A 17012-nucleotide genomic window follows, 5' to 3' on the forward strand; every position below is an offset into this window, starting at 1 on the left:
TATAGTTTTCAGCATCCAGAGATGGGTGCTGTTTTTATACTTAAATTTACGTGGAGCATATCGCCAACGGCAGGTGTGCAGGGTCGCGCCCTGTGTCCCGGTTCGACTCCGGGTGCTCCGCTTTTGCAGATAGATTAGATTGAGGTGGGGAGGTAGTAAGATGATAGGACTGAAAGTCGAAGACTATTGCCAGAATTGTATTGACTTTGATCCAGAGAAAGAGGTAATTGCCAAGCGATACATGAAATCTAAGGATGAAGAATGTTTAACGCTTGTGACATGTAAAAATGCCGACAAATGCAGAAGATTGATAAAGTATCTGAAAAAGAAAATAGAGTAGACGGGAAGGTGGTGTTGTGGCAAATGAAAAGAATCTGATACGTCTAAGCCCGAGCGAAGCTCGAGAATATGGAAGAAGAGGCGGTAAAGCAAGCGGTAAGGCGAGACGTCGAAAAGCGGATTTTAGAAAGACATTAAACATGCTACTGACCGCTGAAATAGATAATGAAGATTGGAAGCCAGTTCTGGAGTCACTTGGCGTAGAGTGTACTTTGGAATCGGCTCTTTTAATGGCGCAGATTAAGGAAGCAATGAACGGCAATACGAAAGCGGCTTATTTTGTGGCTCAGTATGCTGGGCAATCAGATCAGACTGCTGCAGATGATGAGGAGCAGAAGATCAGAACGGATCGTGCAAAAAGAGCGAGAGATCAAGAAGTTGGTATTGATGATAACCAGGATGAGAATATTAAAAACTTTTTGGACGCTGTCAGGCCAACACAAGACGAGCTGGATAAACTGTTCAATGAAGAAGATGGTCAGGAGGATAGCGATAATGCCGAAGAGACAGAAGAAGCCGGCGAAATTTAAATTCTTACCATTTTCCAGACAACAAAAGAAACTGATGAATTGGTGGAGACCTGTGGTCACTGCTTCGGAAAATGATTTTGTCATAGCGGACGGAGCGATCAGATCAGGTAAAACAATAGCAATGATCATTGGATTCCTAGTATGGTCACAGGAGATGTTCCAGGGACAATCCTTTATCCTTGCTGGGAAGACGATGGGAGCCTTAAAGAAAAACGTAATCCGGCCGATGATGCAGATTCTGGAAGCATGGGGATGGGGATATGAATATATCCGATCTGGAACAGATGCAAGGCTTGAGGTGGGAAGTAACACCTATTATTTGTACGGAGCCAATACAGAGGCAAGTCAGGATGCGCTGCAGGGGTTAACTGCTGCCGGAGCATATCTCGACGAAGCAGCATTGTTCCCGCAATCATTTATTGATCAGGCAATCGGACGGTGCTCTGTTGATGGTTGGAAAGTTTGGATGAATTGTAATCCAGAAGGACCGCATCATTATATCCGAGAAGAGTTCCTGCTGCCTGAAAAGCAAAAGGAAAAGAGAGTTTATCACTTGCATTTCATGATGACGGATAACTTATCTTTATCTAAGGAACGCCGGGAAGCCTACGAACGATCATGGTCGCATGGAAGCGTATTCTATAAACGATTTGTCTTGGGATTATGGGTAGCTGCAGACGGTCTTATCTATCAGCAGTTTGCTGATCACACGAAGGACTATCTGATCACAGACAAGTGGTTGGAAGAAAATGAAATAATGTATGCCACGATAGGAGTCGATTTCGGAGGAACGAAGTCGGCTCATTCTTTTACTCTTACGGGATTTACCAGAGGATATAAGCAAGTGATTGTTTTGGATGAATATTATTGTAAGAAACGTCTGAATCCAAAGCAGTTACAGGATGACTTCATAGATTTTGTTAAACGGGCACAAATGAAATATAAAGTTTATGAGGCTTACTGTGACAGTGCAGAGCAGACATTGATCTCCGGTCTTGAGATGGCATGTGCACAGGTACACGTTGGTATAGATATCAAAAATGCAATAAAGGGACCAATCAATGACCGGATTGCTTTTTATAACAGCTTGATTGCTCAGCATCGTTGGAAGATCATGGAACATTGTACGCATGTCATAGACGCATTTGAACAGGCTGTTTACGATGAGAAGAAAAAGAACATGGATGTTCGACTGGATGATGGATTGATGAACGTGGACAGTTTGGATAGTACAGAATACAGCACGGAGAGTATACAAGATGAAATCTTATATATTGCAGCTTAGGAGGTGTAGAAAGTGGATCATGCGATACGACAATATTTAACACAGAATAAATACAGTACTGCTTCGGATGAAACTTACAGTCATATTGATGAATGGCTGGAATGGTATCAAGGTGAAGTGGAGAAATTCCACAAATATAAGATATACAACGGATCAACCACGGTAGAGCAGGAAATGTATCGTCTGGGAATGGCAAAGAAAGTCTGCGAAGACTGGGCCAATCTCCTGCTCAATGAAAAGGTTGCAATCAAAGCCGGAGACTACGAAGATAGGCTAAATAAAATACTGGAAGCCAACAACTTTAAGGTTAGAGGAAACCAGCTGATAGAAATGGCATTTGCACTGGGAACAGGGGCCTTTGTGGAATATAAAGATGCAGATGATAATGTCATGATTGATTTTGTCAGGGCAGATATGGTCTATCCTTTATCCTGGGATAATGGAGATATCACAGAATGTGCGTTTGGCAGCAATCGAGTAGTTGACGGAAAAGAGGCGGTATATCTTCAGATTCACAGAAAAGGAAGGCATGATGAGGAAGAAGGAGAGGAAGAAAATCCGGATCTATATTATATAGAGAATAAATACATAGATGCGGACAGCGGGGAGGAAATGGAACTTCCAGAAGGAATACTGGAATCAATTCCTATTGGATATGATAAACCGCTTTTTCAGGTTGTTACGCCGAATATCTGTAATAATGTTGATTTAGACAGCCCTTTGGGTATTTCAGTGTTTGCCAATAGCATCAGCCAGTTGAAAGGCTGCGATTTGGTCTATGACAGCTACATGAATGAGTATGTGCTTGGCAGGAAGCGCATTCTTGTACCGCTTTCACAGGCAAAGCGACAGATGGAAAAAGACGGTGTATATACGCCAGCCTTTGATCCGAAAGATACTATATATTATATGTTGCCAGATGACAGAGGGAACGAACAATCAATCACAGAGGTGGACATGTCAATCCGGGCTCAGGAGCATGAGTTAGGGATTCAGCGGAATCTGGATCTGCTGAGCTTAAAATGTGGTATGGGTACTGGAAGGTATAAGTTCGAAAATGGTGTGGTTAAGACAGCGGCAGAGGTTATCAGTGACAAAGGAGATTTATACCAGAATCGGCAAAAGAATATAATCATCATTGAAGCTGCACTGATAGCTCTTGCCAAAGCGGTTGCATTTTTAGATGGGGTGTCCAATGATCTTGAGATGACAGTAGACTTTGATGATTCTATCATTGAAGATACCAACACAACAATTGATCGCAACATCAAACTTGTTAATGCGGGGCTGCGATCTAAGTTGTCAGCAATCATGGAAATCAATAAGTGCAGCGAAGAGGAAGCAAAGAAAGAGCTGGATCGCATTGCAGAAGATGGGCAGATAACCGGGCAGGATATCGACTGGACACAGACAGATGATGAAGATACCCAAGAAGAAACAGACGATCAGGACGAGGAGGATATAGAGGATGGATCTTCTGGAGAATCAGCAGGCAGCGGAAGCGGTCGACAGTAGTTATATTGATTTAGAATCCAGACTGATGCAGAATATTATCCGGCATATTAAAGATTACAATCAACCAATCGCATCTGATGAATGGTTGCTACAGAAGCTTGCAGAGATCGGAAAGCTAAATCAGGAGAATATGAAATTGATTGCAGAGGCCGCAGGCATAAGCCAAACTGCGGCTGAAAGAATGCTGCAGGAGGCGGCAAATGAGGCGGCAAAAGCTACCGATACAGGATTCCGGTATCTTGCGCGGCGGAATTTGGCCGGAGAAGCGATAGAGGCAGAAAAGAGTAAAACTATGAAGCAGGCAATGAAGGCACTGAATGCACAGGCAAAAGATGCTCTAAATAAATGCAATACAACAATGCTGTATAAAGCAAGAGATGCATTTAAGACTCTTGTTAATTCCGTTGTAGATAGTGCAAAAGAAATTGCAGACAAGCAATCATTTCTGGATGTGTTAGGAAATCATGCCGCAGCCACAACAATTGGAGCAGAATCTAGACAACAGGCTGTAAGAAAGTGTATCCGGGAATTTAACGACAAAGGCATCCCGGCTTTTGTTGATAAAGCCGGCAGGGAGTGGACTCCTGAGGCCTATGTGAATATGTGTATGAGAAATACAGCCCGGCAGACAGCGGAAGAAGTTCAGACAGCCAGATGCAAGGATTTTGGTGTAAATCTCATTGCGATCGATAGTCATTCCGGTGCGCGCCCGAAGTGCGCAAAGGATCAGGGTAAAATATTTGACCTGAACAATGGCAGCGGATACACGGAAGATGTGAAAGGAAAGAAGATCCGATATTATCCTTGGAATAGTTCCAGTTATGGGGAACCAGATGGAATCCTCGGTATTAACTGTGGGCACCATAAGTGGCCATTTATTCCAGGTGTGAATGTACAACGCTATTTCCCAACGGATGATTTGGATGCAAATAATAAGCTGTACAAAGAAACTCAAGTACAAAGAGCTCTTGAACGGGATGTTCGGAAACAGAAACGAGAATGCATGCTATTTGACGAACTTGGAGATGAGACGGCATTCAAGGAATCGGCAGTAAAGCTAAAGCAGAAAGAGGCTAAATTAGAACATTATGTCGGGAGTAAAGATCATCTGCATCGTCGAAAAGACCGAGAGCAGGTTGTTGGGTTTGACAAACGGATATCTGCTAATGCGGTAGCTGCCAAGAAATACGTTGATAAGTATGGAGCTGTCCGATATAATGAAGATGGAACGGTTGTTGTAACAGATAACTGGAAGAATCGTAGCCGTGTTTCTATACCTAAAGAGTATCGGGAAAATGCGATTATTGAGACAAGAGAAGTAAAAGGTAATCATGAGCAAATTAACCGTACTTTTTATAATGCAGAAGGCAAAATGTATCGACAGACACATTCAGGATACCATAGCAATCCAAAGCAGCATCCATATGGGAAAAATGGAGAACATGCGCATGATTATATATGGAAAGATGATAGGATAATTAATCGTAATACGAGAGAATTAACGGATGCAGAAAGAAGAGAAAGTGGTGATATTTTATGAAGCCGGATGATTTGAAAGAGTTGATACTGTCATTATCGCAAGACGTAGTATTTGAGTATGATGGTGCCGTAGCCTGTATCAACCCATGGAATGAAAGAAAATTTGAGGTTGGCTACGATGATGAAGTGAAGATATATAATAATATCGATGATGTAATGAAGGATCCGTTTTATCACGGCAAGTCATTACAAGAAATTTCAGAACAGTTGGATATTGATTGATACCGTTGATCGACAAGTGGTCAGCGGTATTTTTATACCATTTTGAAAGGGGTGGTGTTAATTGATTGTAGTAACAATCACGCAAACCGGTCTTACGGTAGAAGGCCATGCAGGATATGCAAAAACCGGAAATGATATTATATGTGCGGCTGTCTCGGCCCTTGCGCAGGGGCTTGCCCATTCTCTGAGTGCACTGACAGAGGATGCGATAGGCTATCAGTTTAGAGACGGGCACATTGATATAGAATATGAGAATCTATCAGAGGAAGGAAGGCTTCTGGTTGATTCTTTTTTTATTGCCGTGAGTGACATACAAATGACTTACGGTGATCAGTACGTAAAAATTGATACGGCGCCAAACGGGCGGAAAACGGAGGTATAAGATCATGAAATATATGAACATGAAAAAAAGATATTGGACAATGGATTTACAGATTTTTGCTGGAGATGGCGGCGATGGAGCCGAACCAAATGAAGAATTAGATAATCCAGAAGATGATCCGGAAGATGATCCGGAAGATGATCCAGAAGATGATCCGGAGGAAAAGAAATTTACTCAGCACGATGTGGATGAAGCGATCAAGAAACGTCTTGCGAGAGAAAGAAGAAAATGGAACCGGGAGCAGCAGAAAAAGGCTGCTAAAAAAGATACCGACGGCACGGGAGAAGCCGGTAAAGATGGCGAAAGCGAAGATGCGAAGGCAAGAAAGGAAGCCGAAATAAAAAATTCAAAATTGGAAGTGAAGGTTGCGTGCTATGAAGCAGACGTATCCAAAAATGCTGTAGATGATGTTGCAGCTCTTGCACATTCATATATGGAGGCAGATGAGGATCTTGATCTGGAAGACGCCATTGAAAAAGTAGTGAAGAAATATCCGCATTTCAAAAATCATTCTGGAAGATCAGATGATGTGGACGAAACAAAAGGAAAGTCCTGGGGAGAAAGGCAGAGGGGCGGCAGTAAAAAACTTACTGGTGTAGAAGCTGCTTTCCTTAAAAAAAATCCAGGACTTAAGTATTAGGAGGTAAATATGGGAGCATTTAAGATTTTTTTACAGTTATTTGCACATGAGCACCAGGAGAGATGGTCCAAGCTGGTACTTGCGAAGCTTCGACAGGAACTTGTGCTCAAGGACGGCGTTGTGTTTAACAACGACTATGAAGGATCACCGGCAGCCGGTGTCGTAAAGATTCCGGTACGCGATGAAGAAGTACAGGTAAGCGATTATGATAAAGCAAATGGAATCCAGGGAACGAATGGATCTACAGCATATGAGAATATGCCGATCACAAAGGATAAAGCGCTCAATGAGATTATTGATGGATATGATGCGAATGCAGTACCGGATAATCTCGTAGCAGATCGACTGGATTCTGCTGCCTACAGCATGGCGAAACAGATTGATACAGACGGAGGGACAACTCTTCTGGCATCGGCTACTGTAGATAACGAAGCTGAACTGACAAAAGACAATATCTATTCAAAGATTGTAGATATTCGCAAAAGGATGAATAAAGCGAATATCCCGAACGATGGCAAGAGATATTTACTGGTATTACCAGATGCTATGTCTTTGATTTTAAAGTCTCCAGAGTTTATTTCTGCATCCAGCCTGGGAGATGAAGTGAAGCAGACCGGAGCAATCGGAAAGATTGCAGGATTCCTAGTAATTGAATGGAATGACACAACTGCAAATTTACAGATACTGGCGGGACATCCACGGTTTGCGACTCGTGCTACAGAGTTTGCTGTAAACATCCATTTGCAAGACCTATCCGGATCCGGAAAATATATTGGAGCATCCGCAGTGCAAGGACGTAAAGTATATGATCATAAGGTATTACGATCCGTTGCGATCCGTGCTATCTATTCTCCTGGATCTCTTGTGATACAGGCGGCACAGGGAGTAACTGCAGGAAGTACAATGTTAACTGTATCTTCCGGAAATTCCGGGACAACATATGCTTATAAGAAAAATCCAGCAGAAAGAGTCGTTTATGGAACAACAAAGGCTACTTATGCAGGAACCGATCTTACGAGCGGAACCACGGAAATCGATGTAAAAGAAGGAGACATCATTGAGGTGGCCAATTTTGTATCTAACAAAGTGCAGAATGTTGGATATTACACAGTGGAAGCTGGAGATATCAAAGCGTCTGCTTAAGGAGTGATATATATGTCGTATTATGTAGACGAAGAGTATTACAGAACGAAATACCACGGAGAAGAAGTGGACGATTTTGAATTTGATAAACTCTGTAAAATGGCAGAGGAACTCATAGAAGAAATGACGTTGTACAGACTTACTCCAGTGGCATTTCTGGCAATGCCAGAGGATGTGCAGGAAAGAGTAAGGCAGGCTGTATGTGTGCAGATGGATTATCTGGATGCAAATGGTGGAGCAGAAATGGATAACAGCACAGGAATCCAAAGTGCAACGCTGGGGAAATTTTCTTATTCCGGAAGCACGGGAACCAATGGAAGTACAGAACAGTCCAGATTTTCTCCACGTGCAGAACGCCTGCTCTGGCCTACCGGCCTGACATATCGGGGAGGGAGGTATTGATGTGAAAGCGATACCGAAAAAACTCTTGATTCACAAAGTGGTACTGCACAAAAAAGAAAAAGAAGATAAGTGGGGAAACGCGACTTTGGATGCAGGGACGGAACTGTCTTATGTAAGGATGGAACCGTCGAAGCAGATCGTGCGGGACAAAAATAATGCAGAGATCCAGCTGTCGGCTACTCTTTTCTTCGACTGTCGTAACAGCAGGCCGAAAGATATCACATTTCAGACGGATGACATCATTGTTTTTAACGGGATGAAACATCAGGTGAAAGTAGTGGAGCCGTTATATGATGAGAAAATATTGCATCATTACGAATTGGGATTGATTAAGAGTGCCTAAGATTAGTACCAGGGTGACATTTGACAAAAAGCGAGCTGCGGGCCTCATCAGGGCTTGCAGCAACGATGCCCTTACAGTGATGGGAACTCAGGCGTTGCAAGACGCATCACAGCATGTGCCGCATGATCAGGAAACATTGGAAGACAGCGGCCTGACTTCCAGTGACAAAAAAGCTGCTGATGGTGAGTTTGTGCTGCGCTGGTCTACACCATATGCTCAGTATTTGTGGCATGGGGATGTTATGTATGGTAATCCCACAAACCGAACCTATGGACCGAAAAAAATATCATTTACCAGTGCACTTGCCAGAGAAGAGTGGGCGAAATATGCCAGAGAGGTGTATGGAGACGAGTGGAAGATGGTATATCAAGCGGCATTAAAAAGGGGGCTTGGAAAAGAATGACACCACAAACAGAGTTATTAGAACTGATCGCGGAAACTGCAGAAAATAATTGCAATTTAGACACGTCAATATCCCTAAAAGAACTTCCGGCGGAAGGCGGGCTGTATGCTGAATTGGGAGAAGGCTTTGGAAATACAACATACTACAATAAGAGTACCGAAAAAACAATCCCGGTGCTTTTTTTATGCCGGCATGCAGATCAGAAACGTGGGTTAGAAGAACTTCACGAGATCAGCCATTATTTTCAGCGGTTAAGGCAGTATCCACAGGCAAAAACATTTGCTTGGTTAGATACAGAAATTGCAAAGGAACCAAATAAGATAGGGCGAGATGAGGATGGAGTTTATCATTTCTCCTGTATCTTAAATTGTAAAATATATTATTAGGAAAGGAGCCAATATTATGTGGAAAATGAACCTGCAGTTATTTGCAGAACCGGAATTACCGGATAATCCGATCACTCCGGAAATCAACTATGAAACAGAGGCTTTCATTAATACATCACCGGATGAAGAAACGCCAACATGGGCAAGTCTGGCAAACCTTACTCAGAACATGGCGCAGTCTTTAAATGAGGTGCTGCAGCAGGTAGCTTATTATGCAGATAAAGGGTGGAGTTCAACTGAGGTTACCGGTGCGCAGATGACATTAACATTAACCGGAGCCGTAAAACCGGGAGACACTGCATGCGACTACATTTTGAGTGACGAGGTTATGTATGGGCTTGGAGCCGCAAGAAAAACGCATATGAAGTTGCAGAAAGGCACGAAGGTGATTATCTGGCCGATTACTTTGGCAAATATTACGCCGTCATATGGAGATGCGTCAGCAATCAACGCATTGACAGTTACGATCCATGGAAATGGAAGGCCGGCAATCGGTACAGCTACAGTTCAGTCCGTACAGCAGTCACAAGGAGGGGAATGATCCCTTCCTCTTTTTAGGAGGTGGAATAATGGCTTACCAGGCAAGAAAACACAAGAGATTTCAGGAAGATCTTGAGCTTGTCGATGAACACGGAGAAGTTGCGCATGTTCTCCATGTGGATCTCGACGCAGATGATATGGTCGTTAAGATCAACCGGAAATATGCAGAACTTACCAGGATTATGGCAGAAACAAACGAGATGAAAAGAAAGGCAAAAACAGCGCAGGAAGCAAACGTCTGCTTTGAAAAGCTCGGAAGAGCAATCGTTGATTTGCTGGAAGCTGTGTTTGGAACAGAAGATGCGAAGGTAATCTTGGACTTTTATGAAGGAAGATACATCGAGCTGACAAAGGAAGTTGTCCCGTTTCTTACACAAGTGGTAATACCAAGGTGTATTGAGATCAAAAATGAAAATAAGAAGAACGTCTTGAGTAGATATAATCGAAAAACCAGACGAAAACTCTTTGGAAGGTGATTCTATGGGATTCTTGACAGAATACCATGATAACGAAGTAACAATCGGAAAATTAAAGTTTTTTATCAATCCGGCGTTTGACATAGTCCTGCAGGTGCAGGAACTGTTTGCAGAAGAAGAGTTAAGCGAGCAGGATAAAGTGGAACAGGCGTTGCGAATGCTTGTGCTAAATACAACGCGGTTAAGCTGGATGGATCCACATAAAAAGGTACTTCTGTTGAAAGAAATCTATAAAAAGTGCATCAATACAATGAAGCATCCGCCAACAAGAAGGAAACAGAGAGTTCTGGACTTTGAATATGACGGAGAATATATTTACTCTTCTTTTATGATGGACTATGGAATCGACTTGATAGAAGAGCAGGGAAAACTTAATTGGAAAAAATTTATCATACTTTTTCAAGGTCTCTCTGATCGAACAAAGATAAAAGAAATCATGCGGATTCGCGCAATGGATATTCCAGAATATAACGGAAAGAATGGGAAGTACGTGCAGGAAATACAAGATTTGAAGTCCTATTATGCTCTTCCGGTCAAAGGTGGAGGTGGCCAGTCAGGACTGGATGCTCTATTCTCAGCACTGGAAGGAATGGCGGTGAAACATGGCTGATCGAGATATAAGTAAAATGAAAAAAGTGGTGTGCCCATATTGTGGAACACCAGTCAATACTTTTTATGACAAAGACGCAGAGTGTAAAGGCGTCTTTTTTAAGTGCAAAAATAAAAAATGCGCAAAACAGTTTGAACTGAGGATTTAAGACGTTGTGCCCATGTGCCTGTCTGATTTTTGTAGATAAAGGCAGGTGGGCAAAATGGCAAATAAAAAAGGTGATGTAACCTATGAAATCCGTGCAGATGACAGCCAGGTGGAATCTGACATTGAGCAGGCGAATAAGAAAGTCGAAAAGGCAGCAAAAAAGTCTGCGGATGAGGTTTTAAAGGTTGAGCAGGATAAGTCCAAAAAGATAGCTGCTGAAAATGATAAGATTTCCAAAGATGCTGAAAAGACAGCAAATGATGTGGCAAACGCTTTTAAAGACGCAGGGCAGGACGCTGAAAAAGCCATGTCTGATATTGAGGTCGAAGATGTAACTGTCGATGTGGATGCAGATACCGAGAAAGCAGAAGACCGGATAGAAACCGTAAGCCATGATAAGAGCATTGATGTCGATGTTGAAGCAGATACATCCGACGCAGAATCAAAGATCAGGACAGTGAGCCGCGATAAAGATGTCGATGTAAATGTGGATGCAGATATATCCGATGCCAAGTCCGGTATTAACAAACTGGAAGACGAGATTGAAGATACTGCAAATAATGCAGAAAAGGCGTTTGGTAATCTGGGTGATGTAATATCAGAGTCTCTTGGAAATGCAGCCGGAAATCTTCCACTGATGGACCAAGTGGGGACATTAACAAAGGGCTTGTCCAGCACAACGGCAGTAGCAATTGGAGCCGGAGTGGCAGCAGGAGGAGCCCTGGCAGGGATTGGCAGTGCTGCGGTAGGCGCAGCCACAGATATTGACTCTGCTATGAACCAGCTGCAGGCGAGCACCGGAGCAACGGCCGAAGAAACCGAGAAATATCGAAAGGTTTTGGAGAACGTTTATAAAAATAACTATGGCGAAAGCTATGGAGAAATTGCAAATGCGATCTCGTTAGTCGTACAGCAAATGGGAGATTTAAACGATACGGATCTTCAAAAAGTGACAGAAGGCGTTTATACATTGTCAGATTCTTTTGATATGGATTTTAACGAAACTCTCCGTGGGGTTAAACAGCTAATGACACAGTTTGGTTTATCTGCGGAAGAAGCGTTAGACTTGATGGCAATCGGGTGCCAAGAAGGTTTAAATTATACGGATGAATTAGGCGACAATATATCAGAATACGGCGGGAAATTTGAGCAGGCCGGATATAGCGCAGAGGAATACTTCCAGCTGTTGAAAAACGGAACAGATGGCGGGGCGTATAACCTTGACAAAGTAAATGATGCAATTAACGAAGTTACAAATCGCCTTGCGGATGGAACCATAGAGGATTCTCTTGGAAGTTTCAGTAAAGGAACGCAGAATGTTTTTAAAGAATGGCAAAACGGACAAGCTACCCAAAAGGATGTAATAGACTCAATAGTGAAAGACATCCGAGGGTGTAAAAATGAACAAGAAGCATTGACAATGGCGGCTACCGCATTCGGAACAATGGGTGAAGATGCCAATCTCGATTTTATAAAATCGCTTACTTCTGTTGGTGATACCTTTGATGATACAAAGGGGAAAATGGAAGAAGTAAAAGACATTAAATATGATGATCTTGGGTCTCAATTTGAAGAGCTAAAAAGAAGCGTAGAAAATCTTTTGGTTCCTCTGGGAGAAAGGTTGACTCCTATCTTGTCAGATTTGATGGAACAAGTTTTGCCTCCACTGATTGATCTTCTGGAACCACTGATCGATCTTATTGGCGATATTTTAGAGCCATTAATGACTATAGTTGGCGATATTCTGGGGCCCTTAATCGAGATTCTTTCGGAATTATTAACACCGTTTTTAGAATTGATTGATGCTTGTTTAGAGCCATTTTTGGAATTGATCCAGGAACTTTTCGACCCGATATCCGAACTGATTGAATCATGCATTATGCCACTGATCGAAATTATTTCGGACCTGATCGAACCCTTAGCGCAGGTTGTAAAAGATTGTCTGGAGCCGATGCTTGAAGTAATAAAGGAACTTTTCGACCCTATTGTCAGCCTGATCGAAGAAGCATTAATGCCACTGCTCGAGATTTTAGAGCCATTGGCGGACTTTATTTCCGCTGTGATTACGCCGGTTTTATGGGCTTTGTTAACGGCATTTCAGGTTGTTTTCGAATTGATAGCCGAAACGACCCTGGAAAAAATTAAAATTGTCCAGGATATTTTGAAAAATCTGATTGAATTTGTTCAAAACGTCTTCTCAGGAAACTGGCGGGGAGCTTGGCAGAATGTGAAGAATATTTTTAACAATATTATAAAATTATTCCCAAGAAGCATTCAGGATGTAATTAATAGCATCAGAGGGGTTTTGAGTGGGTTAATCAGTTTTATTAAAAATGTATTTGCCGGAAACTGGCGGGGAGCCTGGGAAAGTCTGAAAGATATTTTGCGAAGCGTGTGGAGCGGTATTGCCAGCATTTTTAAAGCTCCGCTAAATGCAATCGTAGATGGTTGGAACAGCTTGGCGAAAAAAATAAACGGAATAACAGTCCCGGACTGGGTACCGGGTGTCGGAGGAAAAGGTTTGAATCTTCCAACCTTGCCAAGATTAAAAGTTGGATTGGATTATGTGCCGAGTGATTATTTCCCTGCTTACCTGGATGAAGGAGAATGGGTGTTGACAAAAGAGGAGGCACAGTTCTTAAGATCTATTGGGGGTATTGCTGGCGTGCAATCTATGATGGCATATTCTGACAGAGGAAATATTGATGTAACGGTCAAAGGAGAATCCATTGATTATGATAAAATGGGAAATTCTGTTTACAATGCTTTTAAAAAGCACGGCATGACAATGCAGATAGGCCGGAGAGAATTTGGACGAGTTGTGGAAGATATAGTGAAGGAAAGGGGGCTTTAACTCTTGGAAATCTTTTATATAAGTCATAATGGCGTAAGAGTAGATCTGATGAAAGGAAACTATAAGATAGAAGAAAGTTCTCTGTTTTCACATTCGTGGGATTATGATTCAAAAGAATCTGCATCCGGATATGGCGGCACAATCGAAAAATTTCGGAAGGATATTCAGGATCGTGATTTAAAAATACACATTGAGGGTTCTGAATTAGTGACATATAAACAGGCATTTGATAATCTGATGGAGCTGTTTGATTCGGATGTTATAGACAACGAACCAGGGAAGCTTTATGTAGATGAACGATATTTAAAATGCTTTATTATAGAGGGAAGCCCTGATTATTTTGTTCCGGGATTAGATATAGCAACCTACAGTTTTAAGTTGGTTTCCGCTTATCCGTTTTGGATAAAGGAAACGCCGTACCAATTTTTAGCCGAGATTCCGGATTCTGTTGTAATTCTTCCGGGAGAAGAAGAGCCGGAACCAGAGATCACCATGGAACAGGGCATCATGTTCCCGGAGTTTCCATTCGATCTTACCGTAAAGGAAGGAAAGAAAACGAAAGGGCTCTTTGACCTCCCGACCGATTTGAAGCGTGTCCGAGGCGCAAGGATGATAAACAATGAATCCTATCTTCCGTGCCATTTTCGGATGACGATCTATGGACCTGTAACGGATCCGGAGATCGTGATTGCAAATCATATTTATAAAGTAGAGACTACTGTATTTACGGATGAGCGACTGGAAATTGATAGTCGGAGCAATACGGTGATTAAGATAGGAAGATTAGGAGAAGAGACAGATCTGTATAACAGCCGGTATAAGTTACAAAGTGTATTCGAAAAGATTCCGCCGGGGCGTCAAGTGCTCACATGGCCAGGAGGCTACGGCATTGATATTACCTTGTTTGACGAAAGGAGCGAACCGAGATGGACTTTATAGTATGTTCTGCAGACCGGATGGAATTACGGCCATTCCCGGATGATGCTACTATGGATTTTGACTTGGGCGGCGAAAACGATGTAGAGATAACCTGCACTCGTGGACAGCTGCAGATGGGATATTGGGTTATGTCGCCTGGTACGGAGTATTGTGCTCTGATTGAAGAGATGGAGGTAAACACCAATTCAGAGGAAGAAACATGGCGAGGAAATGCTATCCGGAAGTTATTGGAACAGTACATCATACAGCCGCCTTCCGGTCAGGATTATCGCACAGTGTCCGGGGATGCCAACGCTATTCTAGAGTCTGTCTTAGGTGGAGCCTATGGCGGGCTTTTTACATTTCCGGAAGCATCAAGTGAGATTGATATTCCGTCCTATCAGTTTGATCGGTACACAGACACTCTGACAGGTTTTTCAAAAATGCTGGCAACGAAAAATGCCAGACTGAACATCGAAGTGATCCAGGGCGGCGCAAACGAAGCTTTTGAAATCATGTTATCTGCTGTGCCGATTCAGGACTTGTCAGAAGAAATTGAGTATTCGCAAGACTCAAGAGTAAATATCAGCATCAAAGAGAGTAGGCGTGGAATCAATCACATGATTTGTTTGGGTAAAGGAGAATTAAAAGACAGGCAGGTGGTACATCTCTATGCGCAACTGGATGGCAGCATATCTCAGAAGCAATACTACAAAGGATTGCAGGAGCGCACGGCGGTCTACGACAATAACAACGCCGAAGATTTAAACGAACTGATCGAGGGCGGAACAGAGAAGCTGCAGGAGGACATGAATTATAAGAAAATGTCTCTGGAAGTGCAGGACATGGACCTGCAGATCGGGGATATCGTCGGCGGAAGGGATTACAACAGTGGATTATCTCTTAAAAAACCGGTCGTGCAAAAGATCGTAAAAATAGATAGCGGAACAGTGAAGATAGAATACAAAGTGGAAGGAGAAGAGTAGATGGCATTAGATATTGTAACAAGTTATCAGGGATTTGATCACATCACAGCGGATCAGATAGCAGATTTTCAGCGAGGATTGCTGGGGGACAGCTGTATCTTGCCGGTTGGGAGCAAAATGGAAGTAAATATACAGACGGCAAACCAGATCACAGTAGCAGACGGAGTTGTTGTTTACGATGGGCGAGAAATCCATATCCCATACGGGACGTCCGAAAACGTAGCGATCACATCCGGCACGCAAGGCATGATGAGAAATGACATCGTCTGCCTACAATATAACAGAGATGAATCCAGCGGAGTTGAAAGCGTAGAATTTGTCACGATTGCTGGAACACCAGCGGCCAGCGATCCACAGGATCCAGCATATAGCAACCTGGATATCAGGACAGGCGTATTTATGAGCCAGAAACCGTTCTGCCGAGTGCGATTGGATGGAACGGCGATCGAGGGCATTGATATGCTGGTTGCCGCGTTTGACTTAGGAATCTATCAATTAAATAGAGATTTAATCGATACAGATTGGATTTATCCTACAATTTCTGGCGGATTTGCGGAATACACAAGCGGATGGCGGCCACGTTATCGAAAAATAGGAAAATGGGTAGAGATATGCGGAGCGGTAAGGCCATCAAAAAATCTTTCTGTCGGTCAAGATCCAATTACAATTTTTACAATGCCAGAAGGATTTAGACCACCAGTGCAGATACCGCAGTTATGCCAAGGTACGCTTCGATCTATCTGGTACTTTGAGGTATCTAATAATGGAAATGTTACTGTTTCTCGATCTCGGAGTAGTTTCAATTCATATGATAGTGCCGACACAGATGCTTGGTTCCCGTTTAATACCATGTATTTTGTGGGTTAATATTAATCAGCTGGAAAATCAATGGAGATTGACAACCATGCACCTGCAGGTATTGGAATATTCTGTGTTGTACCGTATTTCTGGACAACCAAAGAACCATCGACGTTCGCAGTCAAATAAAAACGGTTCATCCCGCCGCCTTGGCAGACGTTATAAGCTGTTCGGATTGGGCGATATTCTTCCGGTAAGACAGCAACCGTTGTCTGCTGATCGGCTGAGATCTGATTAACCGGCTGTATAGTACCTGAGATATAGATCTTCCCTCCTTTTTTACGATAACGTAAATCGTTTTGAAAGTTGCTTGTCATGGAGAGATTTTGCCATTCAGTATCAGCTAAATCTCTATTTAAATTATAGATAGGAGGTAATATGCGAACATTAAAATTTATCATAACCGCCCAGAGCATCCAAAAAGACCCGGACTGCGATTTCTCCGGAATCGTAGCTGGTACACAGGGTTATCTGCAGGCAGAGTTTTCGTTTTC

Annotated in this window: 21 protein-coding genes; 20 read left to right on the top strand and 1 reads right to left on the bottom strand. The window is 42.7% G+C overall.

The features are described 5' to 3' along the window. The first annotated feature begins 160 nt into the window (after nucleotides 1–160). From JMF81_RS14465 to JMF81_RS14560, 20 genes are all read left to right on the top strand, one after another. Nucleotides 161–340, top strand: coding sequence for a hypothetical protein (locus JMF81_RS14465; protein WP_201312138.1), 180 nt, complete (start codon nucleotides 161–163; stop codon nucleotides 338–340). A gap of 16 nt (nucleotides 341–356) precedes the next feature. Beyond that, nucleotides 357–869: a hypothetical protein gene (locus tag JMF81_RS14470; RefSeq protein WP_201312161.1), complete on the top strand. Its 513-nt coding sequence runs from the start codon at nucleotides 357–359 to the stop codon at nucleotides 867–869. Further along, nucleotides 835–2154, top strand: coding sequence for a PBSX family phage terminase large subunit (locus tag JMF81_RS14475; protein WP_201312139.1), 1320 nt, complete (start codon nucleotides 835–837; stop codon nucleotides 2152–2154). The genes JMF81_RS14470 and JMF81_RS14475 overlap by 35 nt, the downstream gene beginning before the upstream one ends. Nucleotides 2155–2166: 12 nt before the next feature. Then, nucleotides 2167–3669 carry a phage portal protein gene (locus JMF81_RS14480; RefSeq protein ID WP_201312140.1) on the top strand — a complete coding sequence of 501 codons (1503 nt, stop codon included), beginning with the start codon at nucleotides 2167–2169 and terminating at the stop codon, nucleotides 3667–3669. Beyond that, the gene (locus JMF81_RS14485; RefSeq protein ID WP_201312141.1) at nucleotides 3623–5209 is read left to right on the top strand and encodes a phage minor capsid protein; all 1587 of its coding nucleotides are present in this window, start codon (nucleotides 3623–3625) and stop codon (nucleotides 5207–5209) included. The genes JMF81_RS14480 and JMF81_RS14485 overlap by 47 nt, the downstream gene beginning before the upstream one ends. Beyond that, nucleotides 5206–5430 (top strand): hypothetical protein, encoded by a 225-nt coding sequence (locus JMF81_RS14490; protein ID WP_201312142.1) that lies wholly within the window; start codon nucleotides 5206–5208, stop codon nucleotides 5428–5430. The genes JMF81_RS14485 and JMF81_RS14490 overlap by 4 nt, the downstream gene beginning before the upstream one ends. A 61-nt stretch (nucleotides 5431–5491) precedes the next feature. Next, entirely contained in the window at nucleotides 5492–5812 is a 321-nt protein-coding gene (locus tag JMF81_RS14495; protein WP_201312143.1) for a ribosomal-processing cysteine protease Prp, read from the top strand. Nucleotides 5813–5816: 4 nt separating this feature from the next. Then, nucleotides 5817–6452, top strand: a complete 636-nt coding sequence (locus JMF81_RS14500) for a hypothetical protein (protein ID WP_201312144.1) — start codon at nucleotides 5817–5819, stop codon at nucleotides 6450–6452. Nucleotides 6453–6461: 9 nt separating this feature from the next. After that, nucleotides 6462–7595: a hypothetical protein gene (locus tag JMF81_RS14505; RefSeq protein ID WP_201312145.1), complete on the top strand. Its 1134-nt coding sequence runs from the start codon at nucleotides 6462–6464 to the stop codon at nucleotides 7593–7595. A 12-nt stretch (nucleotides 7596–7607) separates the two neighbouring features. Beyond that, nucleotides 7608–7997, top strand: a complete 390-nt coding sequence (locus tag JMF81_RS14510; protein ID WP_201312146.1) for a head-tail connector protein — start codon at nucleotides 7608–7610, stop codon at nucleotides 7995–7997. Between the two features lies 1 nt (nucleotide 7998). Continuing rightward, nucleotides 7999–8340: a putative minor capsid protein gene (locus JMF81_RS14515; RefSeq protein WP_201312147.1), complete on the top strand. Its 342-nt coding sequence runs from the start codon at nucleotides 7999–8001 to the stop codon at nucleotides 8338–8340. Beyond that, on the top strand, nucleotides 8333–8743 hold the full coding sequence (locus JMF81_RS14520; RefSeq protein ID WP_201312148.1) for a minor capsid protein: 411 nt from the start codon (nucleotides 8333–8335) through the stop codon (nucleotides 8741–8743). Before JMF81_RS14515 ends, JMF81_RS14520 begins: the two co-directional genes overlap by 8 nt. Continuing rightward, entirely contained in the window at nucleotides 8692–9129 is a 438-nt protein-coding gene (locus tag JMF81_RS14525) for a phage tail terminator protein (RefSeq protein WP_201312149.1), read from the top strand. Before JMF81_RS14520 ends, JMF81_RS14525 begins: the two co-directional genes overlap by 52 nt. Before the next feature lie 16 nt (nucleotides 9130–9145). Further along, the gene (locus JMF81_RS14530) at nucleotides 9146–9670 is read left to right on the top strand and encodes a phage tail tube protein (RefSeq protein WP_201312150.1); all 525 of its coding nucleotides are present in this window, start codon (nucleotides 9146–9148) and stop codon (nucleotides 9668–9670) included. Between the two features lie 28 nt (nucleotides 9671–9698). Then, entirely contained in the window at nucleotides 9699–10145 is a 447-nt protein-coding gene (locus JMF81_RS14535; protein ID WP_201312151.1) for a hypothetical protein, read from the top strand. A 4-nt stretch (nucleotides 10146–10149) separates the two neighbouring features. After that, on the top strand, nucleotides 10150–10755 hold the full coding sequence (locus tag JMF81_RS14540; protein WP_201312152.1) for a Gp15 family bacteriophage protein: 606 nt from the start codon (nucleotides 10150–10152) through the stop codon (nucleotides 10753–10755). A gap of 202 nt (nucleotides 10756–10957) precedes the next feature. Further along, a complete protein-coding gene (locus JMF81_RS14545) occupies nucleotides 10958–13756 on the top strand; it encodes a phage tail tape measure protein (protein WP_201312153.1) in 2799 nt (932 codons plus the stop codon). A 3-nt stretch (nucleotides 13757–13759) separates the two neighbouring features. Further along, nucleotides 13760–14695 (top strand): hypothetical protein, encoded by a 936-nt coding sequence (locus tag JMF81_RS14550; protein ID WP_201312154.1) that lies wholly within the window; start codon nucleotides 13760–13762, stop codon nucleotides 14693–14695. Continuing rightward, nucleotides 14683–15660: a hypothetical protein gene (locus JMF81_RS14555; protein WP_201312155.1), complete on the top strand. Its 978-nt coding sequence runs from the start codon at nucleotides 14683–14685 to the stop codon at nucleotides 15658–15660. The genes JMF81_RS14550 and JMF81_RS14555 overlap by 13 nt, the downstream gene beginning before the upstream one ends. Beyond that, the gene (locus JMF81_RS14560; protein WP_201312156.1) at nucleotides 15661–16527 is read left to right on the top strand and encodes a hypothetical protein; all 867 of its coding nucleotides are present in this window, start codon (nucleotides 15661–15663) and stop codon (nucleotides 16525–16527) included. Between the two features lie 2 nt (nucleotides 16528–16529). On the opposite strand, the gene JMF81_RS14565 is transcribed toward JMF81_RS14560, so the two are convergent. Then, entirely contained in the window at nucleotides 16530–16919 is a 390-nt protein-coding gene (locus tag JMF81_RS14565) for a hypothetical protein (RefSeq protein ID WP_201312157.1), read from the bottom strand. Between the last annotated feature and the right edge of the window lie 93 nt (nucleotides 16920–17012).

Origin of the sequence: Anaerostipes butyraticus, from assembly GCF_016586355.1 — a bacterium.
Classification (GTDB): Bacteria; Bacillota; Clostridia; order Lachnospirales; family Lachnospiraceae; genus Anaerostipes; species Anaerostipes butyraticus.

What these genes read in the sequence shown, in the direction of transcription:
- JMF81_RS14530 (WP_201312150.1), top strand. Translation starts at nt 9,146, where the DNA reads ATGTGGAAAATGAACCTGCAGTTATTTGCAGAACCGGAATTACCGGAT.
- JMF81_RS14475 (WP_201312139.1), top strand. Translation starts at nt 835, where the DNA reads ATGCCGAAGAGACAGAAGAAGCCGGCGAAATTTAAATTCTTACCATTT.
- JMF81_RS14510 (WP_201312146.1), top strand. Translation starts at nt 7,608, where the DNA reads ATGTCGTATTATGTAGACGAAGAGTATTACAGAACGAAATACCACGGA.
- JMF81_RS14565 (WP_201312157.1), bottom strand. Translation starts at nt 16,919, where the DNA reads ATGATAAATTTTAATGTTCGCATATTACCTCCTATCTATAATTTAAAT.
- JMF81_RS14560 (WP_201312156.1), top strand. Translation starts at nt 15,661, where the DNA reads ATGGCATTAGATATTGTAACAAGTTATCAGGGATTTGATCACATCACA.
- JMF81_RS14500 (WP_201312144.1), top strand. Translation starts at nt 5,817, where the DNA reads ATGAAATATATGAACATGAAAAAAAGATATTGGACAATGGATTTACAG.
- JMF81_RS14535 (WP_201312151.1), top strand. Translation starts at nt 9,699, where the DNA reads ATGGCTTACCAGGCAAGAAAACACAAGAGATTTCAGGAAGATCTTGAG.
- JMF81_RS14540 (WP_201312152.1), top strand. Translation starts at nt 10,150, where the DNA reads ATGGGATTCTTGACAGAATACCATGATAACGAAGTAACAATCGGAAAA.
- JMF81_RS14490 (WP_201312142.1), top strand. Translation starts at nt 5,206, where the DNA reads ATGAAGCCGGATGATTTGAAAGAGTTGATACTGTCATTATCGCAAGAC.
- JMF81_RS14505 (WP_201312145.1), top strand. Translation starts at nt 6,462, where the DNA reads ATGGGAGCATTTAAGATTTTTTTACAGTTATTTGCACATGAGCACCAG.
- JMF81_RS14485 (WP_201312141.1), top strand. Translation starts at nt 3,623, where the DNA reads ATGGATCTTCTGGAGAATCAGCAGGCAGCGGAAGCGGTCGACAGTAGT.
- JMF81_RS14465 (WP_201312138.1), top strand. Translation starts at nt 161, where the DNA reads ATGATAGGACTGAAAGTCGAAGACTATTGCCAGAATTGTATTGACTTT.
- JMF81_RS14545 (WP_201312153.1), top strand. Translation starts at nt 10,958, where the DNA reads ATGGCAAATAAAAAAGGTGATGTAACCTATGAAATCCGTGCAGATGAC.
- JMF81_RS14555 (WP_201312155.1), top strand. Translation starts at nt 14,683, where the DNA reads ATGGACTTTATAGTATGTTCTGCAGACCGGATGGAATTACGGCCATTC.